The sequence below is a fragment of the Variovorax sp. 05L425 genome (assembly GCF_056397705.1).
The window spans coordinates 278431-293194 of the sequence record NZ_JBFTNY010000003.1 but is presented as its reverse complement, the minus strand read 5'-3'; the positions used below and the strand labels follow the sequence as shown (position 1 = coordinate 293194).

Annotated in this window: 15 protein-coding genes and 1 tRNA gene; 5 read left to right on the top strand and 11 right to left on the bottom strand. The window is 62.7% G+C overall.

What is annotated here, in order from left to right; genetic code table 11:
• Positions 1-163: 163 nt before the first annotated feature.
• On the top strand, positions 164-535 hold the full coding sequence (locus AC1DN9_RS05595) for a hypothetical protein (protein WP_478098040.1): 372 nt from the start codon (positions 164-166) through the stop codon (positions 533-535).
• A gap of 295 nt (positions 536-830) precedes the next feature.
• On the opposite strand, the gene AC1DN9_RS05590 is transcribed toward AC1DN9_RS05595, so the two are convergent.
• From AC1DN9_RS05590 to AC1DN9_RS05540, 11 genes are all read right to left on the bottom strand, one after another.
• On the bottom strand, positions 831-2909 hold the full coding sequence (locus tag AC1DN9_RS05590) for a hypothetical protein (RefSeq protein WP_478098038.1): 2079 nt from the start codon (positions 2907-2909) through the stop codon (positions 831-833).
• A gap of 9 nt (positions 2910-2918) precedes the next feature.
• Entirely contained in the window at positions 2919-3617 is a 699-nt protein-coding gene (locus AC1DN9_RS05585; RefSeq protein ID WP_478098036.1) for a hypothetical protein, read from the bottom strand.
• A gap of 12 nt (positions 3618-3629) precedes the next feature.
• Positions 3630-4049, bottom strand: coding sequence for a hypothetical protein (locus AC1DN9_RS05580; RefSeq protein ID WP_478098035.1), 420 nt, complete (start codon positions 4047-4049; stop codon positions 3630-3632).
• 227 nt (positions 4050-4276) lie between these two features.
• Positions 4277-4924, bottom strand: coding sequence for an HNH endonuclease (locus AC1DN9_RS05575; protein WP_478098033.1), 648 nt, complete (start codon positions 4922-4924; stop codon positions 4277-4279).
• A gap of 264 nt (positions 4925-5188) precedes the next feature.
• Positions 5189-5276 (bottom strand) — tRNA-Ser (locus AC1DN9_RS05570).
• 37 nt (positions 5277-5313) lie between these two features.
• On the bottom strand, positions 5314-6066 hold the full coding sequence (locus tag AC1DN9_RS05565; protein WP_478098031.1) for a TetR/AcrR family transcriptional regulator: 753 nt from the start codon (positions 6064-6066) through the stop codon (positions 5314-5316).
• Positions 6000-7175: a radical SAM family heme chaperone HemW gene (gene hemW, locus AC1DN9_RS05560; protein ID WP_478098150.1), complete on the bottom strand. Its 1176-nt coding sequence runs from the start codon at positions 7173-7175 to the stop codon at positions 6000-6002. The genes AC1DN9_RS05565 and hemW overlap by 67 nt, the downstream gene beginning before the upstream one ends.
• A gap of 77 nt (positions 7176-7252) precedes the next feature.
• Positions 7253-7852, bottom strand: coding sequence for a non-canonical purine NTP pyrophosphatase (locus AC1DN9_RS05555; RefSeq protein WP_478098029.1), 600 nt, complete (start codon positions 7850-7852; stop codon positions 7253-7255).
• Between the two features lie 19 nt (positions 7853-7871).
• Entirely contained in the window at positions 7872-8600 is a 729-nt protein-coding gene (rph, locus tag AC1DN9_RS05550; RefSeq protein ID WP_478098028.1) for a ribonuclease PH, read from the bottom strand.
• 29 nt (positions 8601-8629) lie between these two features.
• Positions 8630-9535, bottom strand: coding sequence for a PP2C family protein-serine/threonine phosphatase (locus AC1DN9_RS05545; RefSeq protein WP_478098027.1), 906 nt, complete (start codon positions 9533-9535; stop codon positions 8630-8632).
• Positions 9532-10539, bottom strand: coding sequence for a serine/threonine protein kinase (locus AC1DN9_RS05540; RefSeq protein ID WP_478098025.1), 1008 nt, complete (start codon positions 10537-10539; stop codon positions 9532-9534). Before AC1DN9_RS05540 ends, AC1DN9_RS05545 begins: the two co-directional genes overlap by 4 nt.
• A 90-nt stretch (positions 10540-10629) precedes the next feature.
• Between AC1DN9_RS05540 and AC1DN9_RS05535 the strand changes: the two genes are divergently transcribed.
• The 4 genes from AC1DN9_RS05535 (at position 10630) to AC1DN9_RS05520 (ending at position 14763) form a co-directional block, all read left to right on the top strand.
• On the top strand, positions 10630-11547 hold the full coding sequence (locus AC1DN9_RS05535) for a YicC/YloC family endoribonuclease (protein WP_478098024.1): 918 nt from the start codon (positions 10630-10632) through the stop codon (positions 11545-11547).
• Positions 11548-11558: 11 nt separating this feature from the next.
• Positions 11559-12179 carry a guanylate kinase gene (gene gmk / locus AC1DN9_RS05530; RefSeq protein WP_478098023.1) on the top strand — a complete coding sequence of 207 codons (621 nt, stop codon included), beginning with the start codon at positions 11559-11561 and terminating at the stop codon, positions 12177-12179.
• Positions 12180-12214: 35 nt separating this feature from the next.
• Positions 12215-12418, top strand: a complete 204-nt coding sequence (rpoZ, locus tag AC1DN9_RS05525; protein WP_028249368.1) for a DNA-directed RNA polymerase subunit omega — start codon at positions 12215-12217, stop codon at positions 12416-12418.
• Positions 12419-12510: 92 nt separating this feature from the next.
• The gene (locus AC1DN9_RS05520) at positions 12511-14763 is read left to right on the top strand and encodes a RelA/SpoT family protein (RefSeq protein ID WP_478098021.1); all 2253 of its coding nucleotides are present in this window, start codon (positions 12511-12513) and stop codon (positions 14761-14763) included.
• Position 14764 lies beyond the last annotated feature (1 nt).

The window sequence follows — 14764 nt, the reverse complement described above, 5'->3', positions numbered from 1 at the left end:
TGAGTGCCTTCTCGGCGGTGCGCCGGGGCTCCGGGAACTCGGGGACTTTGGGCTACGGCTCTTCAAATGCCGCGTCAATTGGCGTGACTGGACGGTGTTAGCTCGACAGTGTAGGGTTCATCCTATCGAAATCGAGGAGCCCTTCGTGCCAACCACTCAGCAAATGAGCATCACTCCGCCGAACGACGTGGCGGACGTTGCGAGGGGCAAGATGCAACGCGTTCTTTGTTCAATCATCGGCACGTTTGCCATCTGGACACTGGCCGCCTGCCAGCATCCGACGCCAGGTCCGTCGATCGGCGTCGGCAATCCCTATCCAGTCAGCAGCTACGTTTGCGATGGGACACGCTTGGCTGTGCGCTTGATGGGAGACAGCGCCTCGGTCTCCGTTGACGGAGCGGCCGCCATCGATCTTCCCGCGCTCGGAAAGTCGGGGACCACGTTCTCCAACGGACGCCAAACGATGATCATCGAGCAGGGCCGCACGTCGTGGGCCATGGGGCGCGCGACGCCGGTTGCTTGCACCGGCGGCTAGCGGCGGATGGGTAAACGGATGGGGCGAAATATCGAACTGGCCGAGCGTCGATGAAAGACATCAACCGCTGGCGGAGAGTGTGACCACTGGGCGGATACCGGCAGAATGCCTCACACAGACTCACCGGCAACCAGCCCCCGATGGTAGTGAGCCGAGCGATCTCTTCAACTCATGTCAGATCGTCTCGCAGAAACGCATAGATTCGGATGGGTATCTGGATGGGGCGGGATCACGACGCATGTTGCCGTGCCCAACGCATCGTCAGACAGGCACATGTCCGCACCTGATCAAAACGTCACTCTTCTGCTTTTGGCGGATGCTCGGACCACGCCCTAGCCCACTGGGGGTTTGCCTTCCTCCAAGCCTCAAGATCTCTTCCCTTCAACCACCAATCGCCGTGCGTAGTGTCCAGCAGCGGCCATGATGCGCCGTCTGTGCGCGGTTGCTGGTCGACGAAGCTGGCACGTCTACGACGCGGAACCTCGGGCGTCCCGGAGACACGTCCTGACGGATTCTCCAGGATATCTGAGATCGGCTGCCGCTTTCCTCCTGATTTGGCCAATGCCTCCGCCATCTCAGGGAAAAGCACCGACAGGAATCGGTCATACACGGGGTCGCGAAGGTAGGTCGCTTCGCCTGCGCGGATGCTGCCGCGTACCTCGGTCGCCCACGCCTCGAACCAAGACTGCTGAGTGGGTTCAAGCGGCGGGCGGTAGACACGAACCGCGATGAAAAACAGCGTGTTCAACGAACGCTGGGCGCCGCGGCTCTGTCGGATGGCATTGAGCACTCCCATCACGTTCTGCACCCGGTACCCAACCGGTCGGGCGAGCCGGCAGGTCAGAATGCGCGAAAGAATCCCGTGAAAGCCGAGGAGGTTGTCGTCAGCCGCCTCCGGGTAGCCGTGCAGCGCGAGCTTGTCAGAGGCATCGGCGACAAGCTCCCGCGCTGCTTGCTCCGTGACGATTGCGGTCGCTGACTGCCGGCCCTCTGCGTCGGCCTCAGCGCCCGCGTCCAGCATTGAGACGACGGCCTCCAAGTACTCCCTCGCAATGTCAGCGATCGGAGTGGCCAGTACACGCCGCTGACGCTCAGCCAACCAGCGTGCTTGTTCATCAAGGGCCGACTTCTCTCGCGCTACGGCAGCCTGAAGCTCGTGGCGCTTCTCCTCCCGTTCCGGATGGAAGAGCCAGCGCTTCAAGGGCAGTTCCTCGACCACGAGCCGAGCCAGTTCGTCGCGGGTCACCCGGCCACCTGCCAAGCTCAGGTCGATTTCGAGGGTAGCTACACCGTGCTCGCAGATGCCTCGGAGACGTTCTTCGTCGATCTGGTTGGTCACGGTAACCTCGACGAGCAGCGGCCAAATGACCCGCCCGCCAATAGCCGGCCACGACTTGCAGGTAATGTCCGGAACGATGCGCCCGAAACGCTGCTCAAGCTCAACGTGATCCAACGCCAACTCTTCGGCTTCGCAAGACCACCGCTTCCGAAGTGCCCGGCCATCATGCGTCAGCGCTTCAACCACGACGTCAAGACCCGGGACGCATAGCCGACGTTGCTCAGCCAAGATTCGCTTCACCTCGTGGTGCAGCACTGTCTCGCGGCGCAGCGCCGGGTCCATCTCTTCCGGTAGGTCGAGTCCTTCCGGGATGTCATCGAAGTAGAAATGCGCTTTCTCCTTCGCTTCAGCCTCGGCACGGGCCTGCAGTTCTACGTCATTCCAATGGCCGCGCCAGCACAGGTCATCCGGCAACAGTCGCATCCGCCTCCGAATCTCGCCAGGCTCCATTGAGGCCAGTGATGGATCGTCCACTCCGAGGTAGATCGTCGGAACCGGAAGACCATCCGCCCCGAACGGGCCATCGATCTCTCCCGGCGTCCCGGTGAGCTCGACACGTAGCTGGCGTCCATCGTCGAACGTGACGACAGCAAAGGCGCGATCGCGGTAGTCCACCTGAAGAATGTGCAGCTTTTCGGCTGGCATCTCGACCCACGCTTCGTAAAGTTCGCCGGTCAGGCCGATCGCGGTCGCGGATCGGCGACGACGAGGCAATTCGAGCCAGCCGTCCTCCTGGAGTTGCCGTAGAACCGCAACGCGAGCGGCCAGCACCATGCACTCGCTGCGCTCGGCGCCCTCCGGATGACGGAAGTGCGGGCGCTTCCGGAACTCGGCCTTGGCCGCGTTCACCGCCGTGAGCGCCAGGCCGCAGCTCGGGCACACGCAGCCACACTTCGCGCCTGTGTGCTGGGCATCAAGTTCGAGGATGAATCGCGGCTCACCGGTTTCGGCGTCGTTCGCCCACGCCATTACCAGCTCGGCGAGCACCCTCTGGGCGCCGGCGTCCTTGACAACGAGTTTCCCGGGTCCGCTCATGGGCCGACCTCACGAGCGCAATGCGGCAGTGAGTTCCTCCCACCCATCGGGGTAGAAACTCCTGCAGATCAGGGCGGAAGCGGGAGTACGGCTCTTGAAGACGCGCGTGCCAACCAGCGGCGCTAAGGAGGGTACGGCCTTGAACCAAGGGGCCCATGCGCGCGCCATGATGAACAACGCGCCGCGATCAACCAGATGCTCGACGAAGCGCGCGATCGGCTCGCGGCTCGGGAAATTACTCAGCGCCGCATCCAACTTCCCATTGCCGGGCCACTTCTTGCTCGCCCAGGGGCACAGTTCCACCTTCAGCATCTTGCGGCTGATGTCGTGAAGCGTGACGCCTTCCTGCTGCAAGTGCAGGAAGACAGTATTGACGTAGTAGGCACGCGTCGCCGGGTGAACGTGCGAGCCGGCAACCGAGAGGGGCCAGTCGGGGTGCGGTTGGTAGTGCGTCTCGCGTGTGGCGTCGTCGCCGTAGCTCGGGTTGGCCTGCAGGTAGACCACCGGAGCCGATGGGTCGCCATCCATGCACAAGGCGCCGAGATCCGGGCGCAGTCGCCAGCCCTGGGCCTCCTTGATCTTCGCGGCCTTCTTGCCCGACTCGGGATTTGACATACGGCGAGCGACCTCAGCATCAACCTGTTGGTTGTAAGGCCCGATATATGGCAGATCCATGGCCTCCAGCGCATTCGGGGACAACGCTTTCATGTTTGGCATCTGTCAATGACCGCCCTTATGGGCGAAAAATCCTTCGATTAGCCCATCGTCCTCAACCCGAGTGACATTCAGCCAATAGAGCTGATCCATGATGTCTACGGACTCGACTTGGCTGTTCTCGTGGCCGCTGCGGCGCTTACCGTTGAGCGTGATTACCTCACCAGGAATCCCCTTTGCCATGCATTCACGGGCATGTTGGATGTAGAGCCGGCCCGGCACCTCATTGATCCAGGGATCGCCCCCTGCACAAAAGAAGTCGCTCCGTCGAAGGACCTTGTTGAAGCGAATTTCCGATTCTCCGGGGCCCCATACGTCGTTCCATACGGTAAAGATATAGCGGTCAGTGCCCTCAAATCGGTGGCTCCAGCGACTGCGGTAGTCAACGGTTACGCCCTTGGCTCGCCATGCTTCGAAGAATTTCATGATCCCAATTTCTGCCGCCGTCCCGGCGATTCACTGTTTCGCGCCCGGCACGCGGCATTTCTAGCAAGAAGATCATCGTGCCTGATCCGCATCGCCACCAGCATAGACGGAGATACCGTTGGTCTTCACCACAAGCGTTTTGCCGCGTCACCCCTATACGCATCAAGCACTTGCGTCGCTCAACACCCTCAAAATCGTCGAAATCGGGGTTGAGTGAGAAAGATGGGCTAATGCATCGGCGAACCACCGACCCGGGTGAATCGCTCGAGGCCATCCCACTTTGACCGCACAGGCTCGCGCAAGCGCGGATCGGACAGGCCGACCTCCTCGAGCGTGTAGGCCACGCGAGCATAGTTGCAGGCAGCGCAGGCGACGACCATGTTCGAGGGGTCGTTCGTTCCTCCATGGGCATGAGGAACGACATGGTCGTATTGCGCCCACAGCACTTGGAAAGCCGCGTGCTGCAGAGCGTTCTGTCGTCCCCATGGCAGTGCCGTCGGGTAGACCACGGCGATCTTCACTCGCACTTCCTTCCGAATGACCGGGATTCCGCAGAAACGACAGTGATAGCCGTCTCGATCATGCAGCGCCTGCTTCTCCGCCGCAGACGGCATCCGCTGAGCGATCTTCTCGATGGACGCCTTGCTCGGAAGCGGGAGCGCCACTGGCCTGACTCGAACGTATGGGCTATTCGCCCCCCACATGGATTCAATGAAATCACGAAGGATCGGCGTGTTCGTCGAGCGAATCAAGTGCTCGGCACTCGCACGATCGCCGCGTAGATGCGCGCTCACCGCCTCGTCGAGCGTTTGAGCGGCCTCAGCGATTTCTGGGATGGGGTCGCGGAGGCAAAAGCGTGTCGTGCTATCGATCATGGTCGGATGGTCTCTTGTTCGACGGAAAAGGTCGCCAGGGCCGCGTGCATCAAGCTTTGCGCGGCTTCAAGGCGGCGACGAAGATTACCCGAGCGAACTAGAAAACTGGACGGTTGTGACGAAAGTCCGGACTTGGCCCGACTGCTGCAATTGACCAATGTCACACACCCTCAGCAAGTATCACCCAGTCGCACTGCCGGCGGATGGGTACGAGATGGGTAGAAATATCCAACTGCCCGAGCGTCGATGAGAGACATCGCCAACTGGCGGAGAGTGTGAGATTCGAACTCACGGACGGTTGCCCGTCGGCAGTTTTCAAGACTGCTGGTTTAAACCACTCACCCAACTCTCCTGGGATGCCTTCGGATGGAAGAAGGCAGTCGGCGATTTTAGCGGTTGTGTTCCTGCGATCCGGCTGCCGGCGCCCAACCTCGCATGACCAGATCAAGAATACCTTCCGCCCAGGCGCGGCGCTCCTCGGGCCCGGCCAGGGGCTTCGAGATGAAAAAACGCACGCCGCCAAAGGCCAGGGTCGACAACTGCACCGCCGCCAGTTCGGGCGCCGGCACATGCAGCGTTCCGGCCCGGTGCGCTTCGGCGAGGTAATCGACCACGGGCGCGAGCACGTAGCTGTTTTCCGCATAAAGCGATTTCGCCAGCTCCGGAAAGCGCACTGCCTCGGCAATCACAAGGCGCAGCAGTGCCAGGGTCTTCGGCTCCGTGGCGCTCAGGTACATGCGCTCGATCAGGTCGAGCAGGACTTGTCTCTCATCGGCATCGCGCCGCACCAGCGTCGCCTGCATGGTTTCGCGCGCGCTGCTCACGGCGCGGTGCACCACCTCCCGGAACAAGGCTTCCTTGTTGTCGAACTGGCGGTAGATCGTGATCTTCGCGACGCCCGCCTCGCGGGCAATGGCCTCGATGCTGGTGGCCGCGTAGCCCTTTTCCAGGAAGGATTCGAGCGCGGCCGCAAGGAAGGACTCGCGCAGCGCGACCGCCTGCTCTGGGCTGGGTCGTCCACGCGACCGGCGTTTGACTTCTGGGGATTCGAGGTTGTCCATGGCAGTGTCCCTCCTCACGAGTCTGGCAGGAAGATCGCCTGAAGATCGCTCAGGAAGTCGAAGCCGCGCGTCGTCGGCCACACGCGCGCAAGGTCGCGTTCGATCAATCCCTTGCGTTCGGCTTCTTCCAGCCCGCGCTGGATGGCGGTGACGGCCAAGCCCGTCCGTTCCCCGAACTGCGCGAGCGTAAAGCCGTCTTTCAAACGCAAGGCATTGAGCATGAATTCAAAAGGCAAAGCACCAATGCCCACCTCCTCATTCTGCGCAACGGCATGGGCAGCGAGTGCGTTGTCCATATAGAGGCGAGGCTCCCGGAACCGCACTTGCCGCACGACACGATGCGCGAAACTGAGCTTGCTATGAGCACCGGCGCCGATACCCAGATAGTCGCCGAACTGCCAATAGTTCAGATTGTGCGCGCACTGGTGGCCCTTGCGCGCGTACGCCGAGATTTCATAGCGTTCGAGGCCGACCGCCGCCGTGCGCTCGCCGATGCGGTCCAGCATGGCGTAGGCCGCGTCGTCCTCCGGGATCACCGGGGGAAACTTGGCGAAATAGGTGTTCGGCTCGATGGTCAGGTGATAGACCGACAGGTGCGGTGGCGCGAGCGACAGCGCCTGGTCGAGGTCTGCATCGAGATCCTCCGGCGTCTGGCCCGGCAGCGCGTACATCAGGTCGAGGTTGAAGGTGTCAAAAGTCGCGGCGGCTTCTTCCACCGCGGCAATGGCCTGTGCGCGATCGTGCACGCGGCCGAGCGCCTTCAAATGCTCGTCGTTGAAGGACTGCACGCCGACCGATAGCCGCGTGACACCGGCAGCACGGTAGGCGCGGAAGCGATCGCGCTCGAACGTGCCTGGGTTGGCCTCCAGCGTGATCTCGCAATCCGGCGCCAGCTTGAGCCGGGCGCGCATATCCCCGATCAGCCGGTCGATGGATGCCGGGGAGAACAGGCTCGGCGTGCCGCCGCCGATGAAAATCGTGTGAACCATGCGTCCCCAGATCAGGGGCAACGCCGCCTCGAGGTCGGCGACCAGGGCGTCGAGGTAGCGTTGTTCGGGCAGTTCGCCAGCCCCATTTCGCCATTCGTGGGAATTGAAGTCGCAGTACGGGCACTTGCGCAGGCACCACGGAAGATGAACATACAGCGACAGTGGGGGCAAGGCCGACAGCTGCAGCGGACCCGGTCGCATCAGGTGCAGCACGTCGTTGGCGCCGGCCGCACCGCCGGGACTGTCGTCAGCGTCTTTCGCGATCGGGATGATGGCGTTCACGACCAGCGCTCGCGCATCAGGGCCAGCATCGCGCGCGCTGCCTGGCCGCGATGGCTGTTTGCGTTCTTCACTTCGGGCGGCAGCTGCGCAAAGGTCTTGCCGAACTGCGGCAGGAACATCACGGGGTCGAAGCCGAATCCGTTGTCGCCGATGGGCTCGCGGGCGATCACGCCGGCAACACGCCCCACGGCGATCAGCGGCTCCGGGTCGTCCGCGCTGCGCAGGGCGACCAGGGTGCTGACCAGCGCGGCGCGGCGATCGGCCTCGGAGGCCAGCTGTTCGAGCAGCGCACGCACGTTGTTCGCATCGCCCTTCTCGTAGCCGAACTGCGTTGCATAGAAAGCCGTGTCGACACCAGGAAGCCCGCCGAAAGCTTGCACGCACAAGCCCGCATCGTCGGCGATCGCGGGCAGCCCCGTCTGCGCGGACGCATGGCGCGCCTTGGCGAGCGCGTTCTCGACAAAGGTGCGAAACGGCTCCTCGGCCTCACCGACGCCAAGTTCCGACTGCCGCACCAGGGTGACGTCGAGTGGCGCGAAAAGAGCCTGCAGCTCCGCGAGCTTGCCGGCGTTGTTGGAGGCGAGAACAAGTTTCATCGTCGATGCGCAGGGTGGGTCAGCTCGACAGCGCCTTGGTTTGCAGCGCGGTCAGTTCGATGATGCCTTTTTCGGCCAGGGCCAAAAGGGCGTTCATTTCGTCGCGCGAAAACGCGGCGCCTTCGGCCGTGCCCTGGACTTCGACAAAGTGCCCCGCGCCGGTCATCACGACGTTCATGTCGGTGTCGCAGGCCGAATCCTCGATGTATTCGAGGTCGAGCAGCGGCGTGCCCTGCACGATGCCCACCGAGATGGCCGCGACGTGGCCGCGAATCGGCGAGGCCGGGATCTTGCCTTCGGCCAGCAGCTTGTTGACCGCGTCCTGCGCCGCGACGAAGGCACCGGTGATTGCCGCCGTCCGTGTGCCGCCGTCGGCCTGCAGCACGTCGCAGTCCAGATGGATGGTGCGTTCGCCGAGCGCAGTCAGGTCGAACACGGCGCGCATCGAGCGGCCGATGAGGCGCTGGATTTCCTGCGTCCGTCCGCTCTGCTTGCCGCGAGCGGCTTCACGGTCGCTGCGGGTATGGGTTGCACGCGGGAGCATGCCGTATTCGGCGGTGACCCAGCCCTCGCCGCTGCCGCGCTTGTGCGGGGGCACTTTTTCCTCGACCGAGGCCGTGCAAAGGACGCGCGTCTGGCCGAACTCGATCAGGACCGAACCTTCGGCATGGATGGTGAAGCCCCGGGTAATGCGCACAGGGCGCAACTGGTCGGCGGCACGGCCGCCGCTACGTACGAAAACAGTCATGGTGGAAGGAGGAAAAAAGAAAAAAAGACTCAGCCCTTGCGCGCGGCAGAGCGGCGTATGGCTTCGTTGATTTCAGCGATCGATCGCTCGATGGCGTCCTCGTCGAGGTCATCGAGCTCGCTGTCGGAGGGCATGCCGGCCTGGATGGTCGACGCGAACACGCCGTCGCTGATGCTGTCCGTGGAAACACCGCGCTTCTGCCCTGGCGCGTCGGGGGTTTCCCATTCGAGCGCAATCAGGGTCACGTTGTCGCTGTGGCTGCCGCCATTGCGCAGCGCCATCTCCGCAAGGTCGGGGGCGGCGTCGGACACCGGCTTGCCGGAGGACAGGATGTGAACGATCACGCCGTCGTCCAGGACTCCCCAGAGGCCGTCGGAACACAGCATGATGCGATCGCCGCGTTGCAGTTGTAGCGGCGCGGAAATGTCGAACAGGGGCGGAGTCGGTGAGCCGAGACAGGTGAGCAACAGATTGCGGTTGACTGGCTCCGGCCCGGCGTTGGCGCGCGGACGCTCGGCGTGCGAGTGATCGCGGGTGCGGATGAGCAGTTCGCCATCCCGGACGACGTACAGACGCGAATCGCCGCAATGAATCCAGGTGGCCGTCGTCCCCTGGATCACTGCCGCCACCACGGTGGTACGCGGCGTATCGAGCATTCCCTTGTTGCCCGCGTACCGCATGATCTGCTGGTGCGCCGCCATCACGGACGAGGTCAGGAAGGCCTTCACGTCCTTCACGATGGGCCGCGCTTCGCGCTGGTACAGCGCGGCGATCGTCTGCAAGGCCAACTGCGCCGCGATTTCGCCTTCGGGATGCCCGCCCATGCCGTCGGCCAGCACGAACAACCCCGATTCGCGGGTGTAGCAGTAGCCCATGCGGTCTTCGTTCTTGAGACGACCGCCCTTGCGGCTGACTTGAAAAACAGAAAATTTCATGCCGGGCGTGTCGTCGGCGCTGCCGCCTTGGGCAGCCCCTTCTTTTCAAATGAACGCATGTTGTCGATCGAAAGTCTTACTTTTTCGCCAACCGTGAGCTTGGTATAGCGGCGTTCGCCTTCGCGGCTCAGCTCCTTCTGCAAGGCGAACACCGACTGCGGACGCGAAAGCGGGTCGAGCGACATGCACCATTCGACCACTTCGATCAGGTTGTCGGAGTAGATGCCGCGCAGCCGGGACAGAGAGAGACCAAGGCGATCCTTCTCGATGCGCTGGGGGGCATCGTTCGGGGGATACCCCTGCATGCAGGCGTAGATGCACGCACCGATGGCGTAGATGTCGGTCCACGGCCCCATGGACGAGTCGCGACGGTACATCTCGGGCGCCGCGAAGCCGGGGGTGTACATCGGCCGGATGAAGTTGCCTTCCTTCGACAGCACTTCGCGCGCGGCCCCGAAATCGATCATGACCGCCCGATCGTCGTCCGTCACGAAGATGTTGGCGGGCTTGATATCCAGGTGCAGCATCTTGTGCTGATGAACGATGCGCAAGCCTCGCAGGATCTCGTCGAATAACGAACGAATCGTGGATTCGCGGAATACCTTCTGCTTCTTGAGGTCGCGCGCGGTGACGACGAAGTCCTGCAGGGTCGCCCCTTCCAGGTAATTCATGACCATATAGACCGTTTCGTTCTCGCGGAAGAAATTGAGAACGCTCACAACGGAGGCATGCGAGATCTGCGCGAGCGAACGCCCTTCCTCGAAGAAGCTCTTCAGCCCCAATCGGTAAAGGGAGAGCTTTTCGGGCGAGACCTGCGGCGACAATTCGCCGGTGCCCCGCGTCGCGAGGGACGAAGGAAGATATTCCTTGATGGCAACCTGCTGGCCGCTGTGGTCGACGGCCAGGTAAACAACACCAAAGCCACCGGCTGAAAGCCGGCGCACGACGCGATAGCCGCCAATGACCGTATCAGGCAGCAAGGGCGAAGGTTTGACCTTTGACATAATCCGGGAGTTTCGCCCGAAGGCGATGGTGCGGCAAGCGAACGCCGTGCCGACGTCACGGTGCAAACAACAGATTCACAGCGAGGCGCGATGCCAGTTTACAGCATGACCGGCTACGCCAGCGGGCAGAACAGCCCCGCAGGCAGCCACCCCGAAGCCGAGGCGCGCCCCCACGCCGGAGCTCGTCTTGGGGTCGAAATCCGTTCGGTCAACAGCCGATTTCTGGACCTGACTTTCAAGTTGCCCGAGGAACTGCGCCAGCACGAACCGGCGCTGCGCGAATTGATCACCGGGCAACTCAAGCGCGGCAAGGTCGAAGTGCGCGCCGCCATCGAATCCACGGCCGCCGCCGGCATCGGTGAGCCTTCGTCCAAGCTGCTTCAGCGTCTCAACGGCGTGCAGGACCAGATCAAGTCATGGCTGCCGAGCGCCCGGGATCTCAGCGTTGCCGACGTCCTGCGGCTCGCCGCCGGCGACACTGCGAGCAAGGGAGACTGGGGGCCTGAACTTGCCGAACTGAGCGAAAAGACGCTGAAGGCCCTGCTTTCTTCTCGGGAACGCGAAGGCGCGCGCCTCGCCCGCATGTTGCAGGACCATCTCGCGCAACTGCGCGCGCTCGCGACCCAGGCGCTGCCATTGGTGCCGATGCTTGTCGAGCAGCAACGTACGCGATTCCTTGAGCGCTGGCAGGAGGCCATGGGCTTGAGCGGCGGCGCCATACTCCCGGAAGCGGCCCAGGATCGCGCGCTGACCGAAGCCACCGCCTACGCAATCCGCATCGATGTGGCGGAAGAACTGACCCGGTTGAACTCCCATCTCGACGAGATCGAGCGCCTCGTGAAAAAGGGCGGCGAAATCGGCAAGCGACTCGATTTCCTGATCCAGGAGTTGCACCGTGAGGCCAATACGCTGGGTTCAAAATCCGCGACGCTCGAGCTCACGCGCATCGGCGTGGACATGAAGGTCCTGATCGAGCAAATGCGCGAACAGGTCCAGAACATCGAATAGAGAACCAGCGAATGGACTACCCCGGCAACATCTTCGTGGTCGCGGCGCCCAGCGGCGCCGGCAAATCGAGTCTGGTCAAAGCCTTGATGGAACTCGATTCGGCCGTTCAACCTTCGGTCTCGCACACGACGCGCCCTCCCCGCGGCCAGGAAAAGCACGGCCGGGAGTACTTCTTCGCCTCCCATTCGGAGTTTGACGCGATGGTGGCGGCCGAGGCCTTCGTCGAATGGGCGCATGTCCACGGTCAGCGCTACGGCACGTCCAAGAGGGCGATCGAGGAACGCATCGCACAGGGCGCGGACGTCATTCTCGAGATCGATTTCCAGGGTGCGCTGCAGATCCGGAAGACGTTTTCGAATGCGGTGATGATCTTCATTCTTCCCCCAAGTTGGGAGGAATTGCGTTCCCGCCTGGAGCGTCGCGGCGAGGACAGCGCTTCCGTCATCGAATTGCGACTGCGGAATGCCGCCGAAGAGATGGCACGGGCCAACGAGTTCGATTTCGTTATAATCAACGAGGTATTTGAGCGCGCACTTTTCGACCTGAAAGCGATTGTCCACGCTCAGCGGCTTCGCTACTCTGCACAGCGCCGCGCACGTGCGAGCACCTTTGCCGCGCTGAACATTCCCTGATCCGCCAACCGTCCGCCCACCGCCGAAAGATCCTCATGGCCCGCATCACTGTCGAAGATTGCCTGCAACACATCCCCAATCGATTCCAACTCGTGCTGGCCGCAACCTACCGCGCGCGCATGCTGAGCCAGGGACATGCCCCGAAAATCGAAAGCAAGAACAAGCCCGGTGTGACTGCACTGCGCGAGATCGCCGAAGGCAAGATCGGCTTGGAGATGCTCAAGAAGGTCCCTGGTTGAGTTGATGCAGACATGCAACAAGGAAGCACCGCATGCGGTGCTTTTTTTATGGCTGAATGCGTCTGTTCGGCTGCCACGCTAAAGTGGTAGCTATGAGTGCGGTCGTCAAGCCCCAGTCCGAGGCTCCTCGAAACCCCCAGCCGAGTCCGGCGGCGCTGAATGCGGCCGCCGCGAGTTTCGCCGCCCTGACCGATCGGCTCGACTATCTGGGTGCGGAAGACATCGACCAGGTTCGCCGCGCCTATCGCTTTGCCGACGAGGCGCACCTGGGACAGCTACGCAACAGTGGCGAACCCTACATCACCCACCCTATCGCCGTCGCCGCCCAGTGCGCAGAATGGAAGCTCGATGCGCAGGCACTGATGGCCGCTCTGCTGCACGATGCCATCGAAGACTGCGGCGTGACCAAATCCGAGCTGATCGAGCGGTTCGGCGCCCCGGTGGCAGAACTGGTCGACGGCCTCACGAAGCTGGACAAGCTTCGCTTCAACACCCGCGAAGAGAACCAGGCGGAGTCCTTCCGCAAGATGCTCCTCGCCATGGCGCGCGATGTGCGGGTCATCCTGGTCAAGCTGGCGGACCGGACGCATAACATGCGCACGCTGGACGATGCGCCGCGCGAAAAATGGGCGCGCATCTCCCGCGAAACGCTTGAAATCTACGCACCGATCGCGCACCGACTGGGCCTCAATCAAACGTACAGGGAACTGCAGGACCTGTCATTCCGACACCTGCGCCCATGGCGTTACGCCATCCTCGCGAAAGCAGTTGCCAAGGCACGAGGGCGCCGCCGGGACCTGATTCAGAAGGTCCAACAGGAAGTGGAAACGGCCTTTGCCAACGCCGGGATGAGTGTACGAATCGCCGGCCGCGAGAAAACGCTCTATTCGATCTACCGGAAGATGGACGAAAAGCACCTGAGCTTTGCCCAGGTCACCGACATCTACGGTTTCCGGTTGATCGTCCCCACCGTGATCTCCTGCTACACCGGACTCGGCATCCTCCACCAGATGTACAAGCCGCTGCCCGGTAAGTTCAAGGACCACATCGCGATTGCCAAGCTCAACGGCTATCAGTCCCTGCACACCACGCTGGTGGGCCCTGCCGGCGTCAACGTTGAATTCCAGCTTCGGACCGAGGCCATGCACGTGGTTGCCGAATCGGGTGTTGCGGCGCATTGGCTCTACAAGGCTGCGGAGCCGACTGCGGCAACCAGCGAGCGCCTGGGCGCCAAATGGCTCCAGTCGCTGCTCGACATCCAGGACGAAACGCGCGACGCGGCCGAATTCTGGGATCACGTCAAGGTCGACCTCTTTCCCGATGCGGTGTATGTGTTTACGCCGAAGAGTCAGATCATGGCGCTGCCGCGCGGAGCGACTGTGGTCGACTTCGCCTACGCGATTCACAGCAACATCGGCGACCATACCTCGGCGGCGCGCATCAACGGCGATCAGGTTCCGTTGCGCACCGAACTCAAGAACGGCGATGTCGTCGAGATCATCACGGCGCCGGTGTCGACCCCGAATCCCGCCTGGCTCGGATTCGTGCGGACCGGCCGGGCCCGCTCGAAGATCCGTCACTACCTCAAGACCCTCGCACATGCCGAGTCTGAAGGTCTGGGCGAAAAGCTGCTGGCGCAGGCCTTGCGCGCTGAAGGTCTGGGCAACTTGCCGGAAGACGACGCGGAGCATCAACAACTCTGGGAAAAACTCCTGCGCTTCACCGGCAATCGCACGCGCTCTGAACTGCTGACCGACATCGGATTGGGCAAGCGCATCGCCAGTATCGTGGCGAAACGGCTCATGGCGCTGATGGCCGAGCGCGGGGAAAAACCCGATGCGCTGATGCTCAGCCGCGAGCGCTTCGCGGCGCACGACGCCGTCTCGCAAGGCGCAGTGACGCTGGACGGCAGCGAGAATTCATCCGTGCGCTTTGCGCTGTGCTGCCGTCCTATCCCGGGCGACCCGATCGTCGGCTACCTCGGACATGGCGAAGGACTGGTCGTGCACACCGAGGAATGCGGCGTCGGCCAGCGACTTCGTTACAAGGACAGCGAAAGATTCTTCGCGGTCGAATGGGCCGATGACCCGGTTCGGACTTTCGAGACGGGGGTGGTCATCACCGTGCGAAACGACAAAGGCGTTCTGGCACGCGTCGCGGCGACGCTGGCGGACGCCGAGGCTGACATCACGCATGTGGAAATGGCTGACGAAACGCCGCAGGATTCGACGGATCTGCGGTTCGTGATCGCAGTGCGTGATCGCACGCATCTCGACGCCGTGTTGCGCGCGGTGCGGCGGACATCTTCCGTCCTCGCTGCCGCGCGGACCGTGCCGGTCCCCTGAA

Coding starts and splice junctions, on each gene's coding strand:
- AC1DN9_RS05595 (WP_478098040.1), top strand. CDS start 164: ATGAGCATCACTCCGCCGAACGACGTGGCGGACGTTGCGAGGGGCAAG.
- AC1DN9_RS05590 (WP_478098038.1), bottom strand. CDS start 2,909: ATGAGCGGACCCGGGAAACTCGTTGTCAAGGACGCCGGCGCCCAGAGG.
- AC1DN9_RS05585 (WP_478098036.1), bottom strand. CDS start 3,617: ATGAAAGCGTTGTCCCCGAATGCGCTGGAGGCCATGGATCTGCCATAT.
- AC1DN9_RS05580 (WP_478098035.1), bottom strand. CDS start 4,049: ATGAAATTCTTCGAAGCATGGCGAGCCAAGGGCGTAACCGTTGACTAC.
- AC1DN9_RS05575 (WP_478098033.1), bottom strand. CDS start 4,924: ATGATCGATAGCACGACACGCTTTTGCCTCCGCGACCCCATCCCAGAA.
- hemW (WP_478098150.1), bottom strand. CDS start 7,175: ATGCGACCGGGTCCGCTGCAGCTGTCGGCCTTGCCCCCACTGTCGCTG.
- AC1DN9_RS05555 (WP_478098029.1), bottom strand. CDS start 7,852: ATGAAACTTGTTCTCGCCTCCAACAACGCCGGCAAGCTCGCGGAGCTG.
- rph (WP_478098028.1), bottom strand. CDS start 8,600: ATGACTGTTTTCGTACGTAGCGGCGGCCGTGCCGCCGACCAGTTGCGC.
- AC1DN9_RS05545 (WP_478098027.1), bottom strand. CDS start 9,535: ATGAAATTTTCTGTTTTTCAAGTCAGCCGCAAGGGCGGTCGTCTCAAG.
- AC1DN9_RS05540 (WP_478098025.1), bottom strand. CDS start 10,539: ATGTCAAAGGTCAAACCTTCGCCCTTGCTGCCTGATACGGTCATTGGC.
- AC1DN9_RS05535 (WP_478098024.1), top strand. CDS start 10,630: ATGCCAGTTTACAGCATGACCGGCTACGCCAGCGGGCAGAACAGCCCC.
- gmk (WP_478098023.1), top strand. CDS start 11,559: ATGGACTACCCCGGCAACATCTTCGTGGTCGCGGCGCCCAGCGGCGCC.
- rpoZ (WP_028249368.1), top strand. CDS start 12,215: ATGGCCCGCATCACTGTCGAAGATTGCCTGCAACACATCCCCAATCGA.
- AC1DN9_RS05520 (WP_478098021.1), top strand. CDS start 12,511: ATGAGTGCGGTCGTCAAGCCCCAGTCCGAGGCTCCTCGAAACCCCCAG.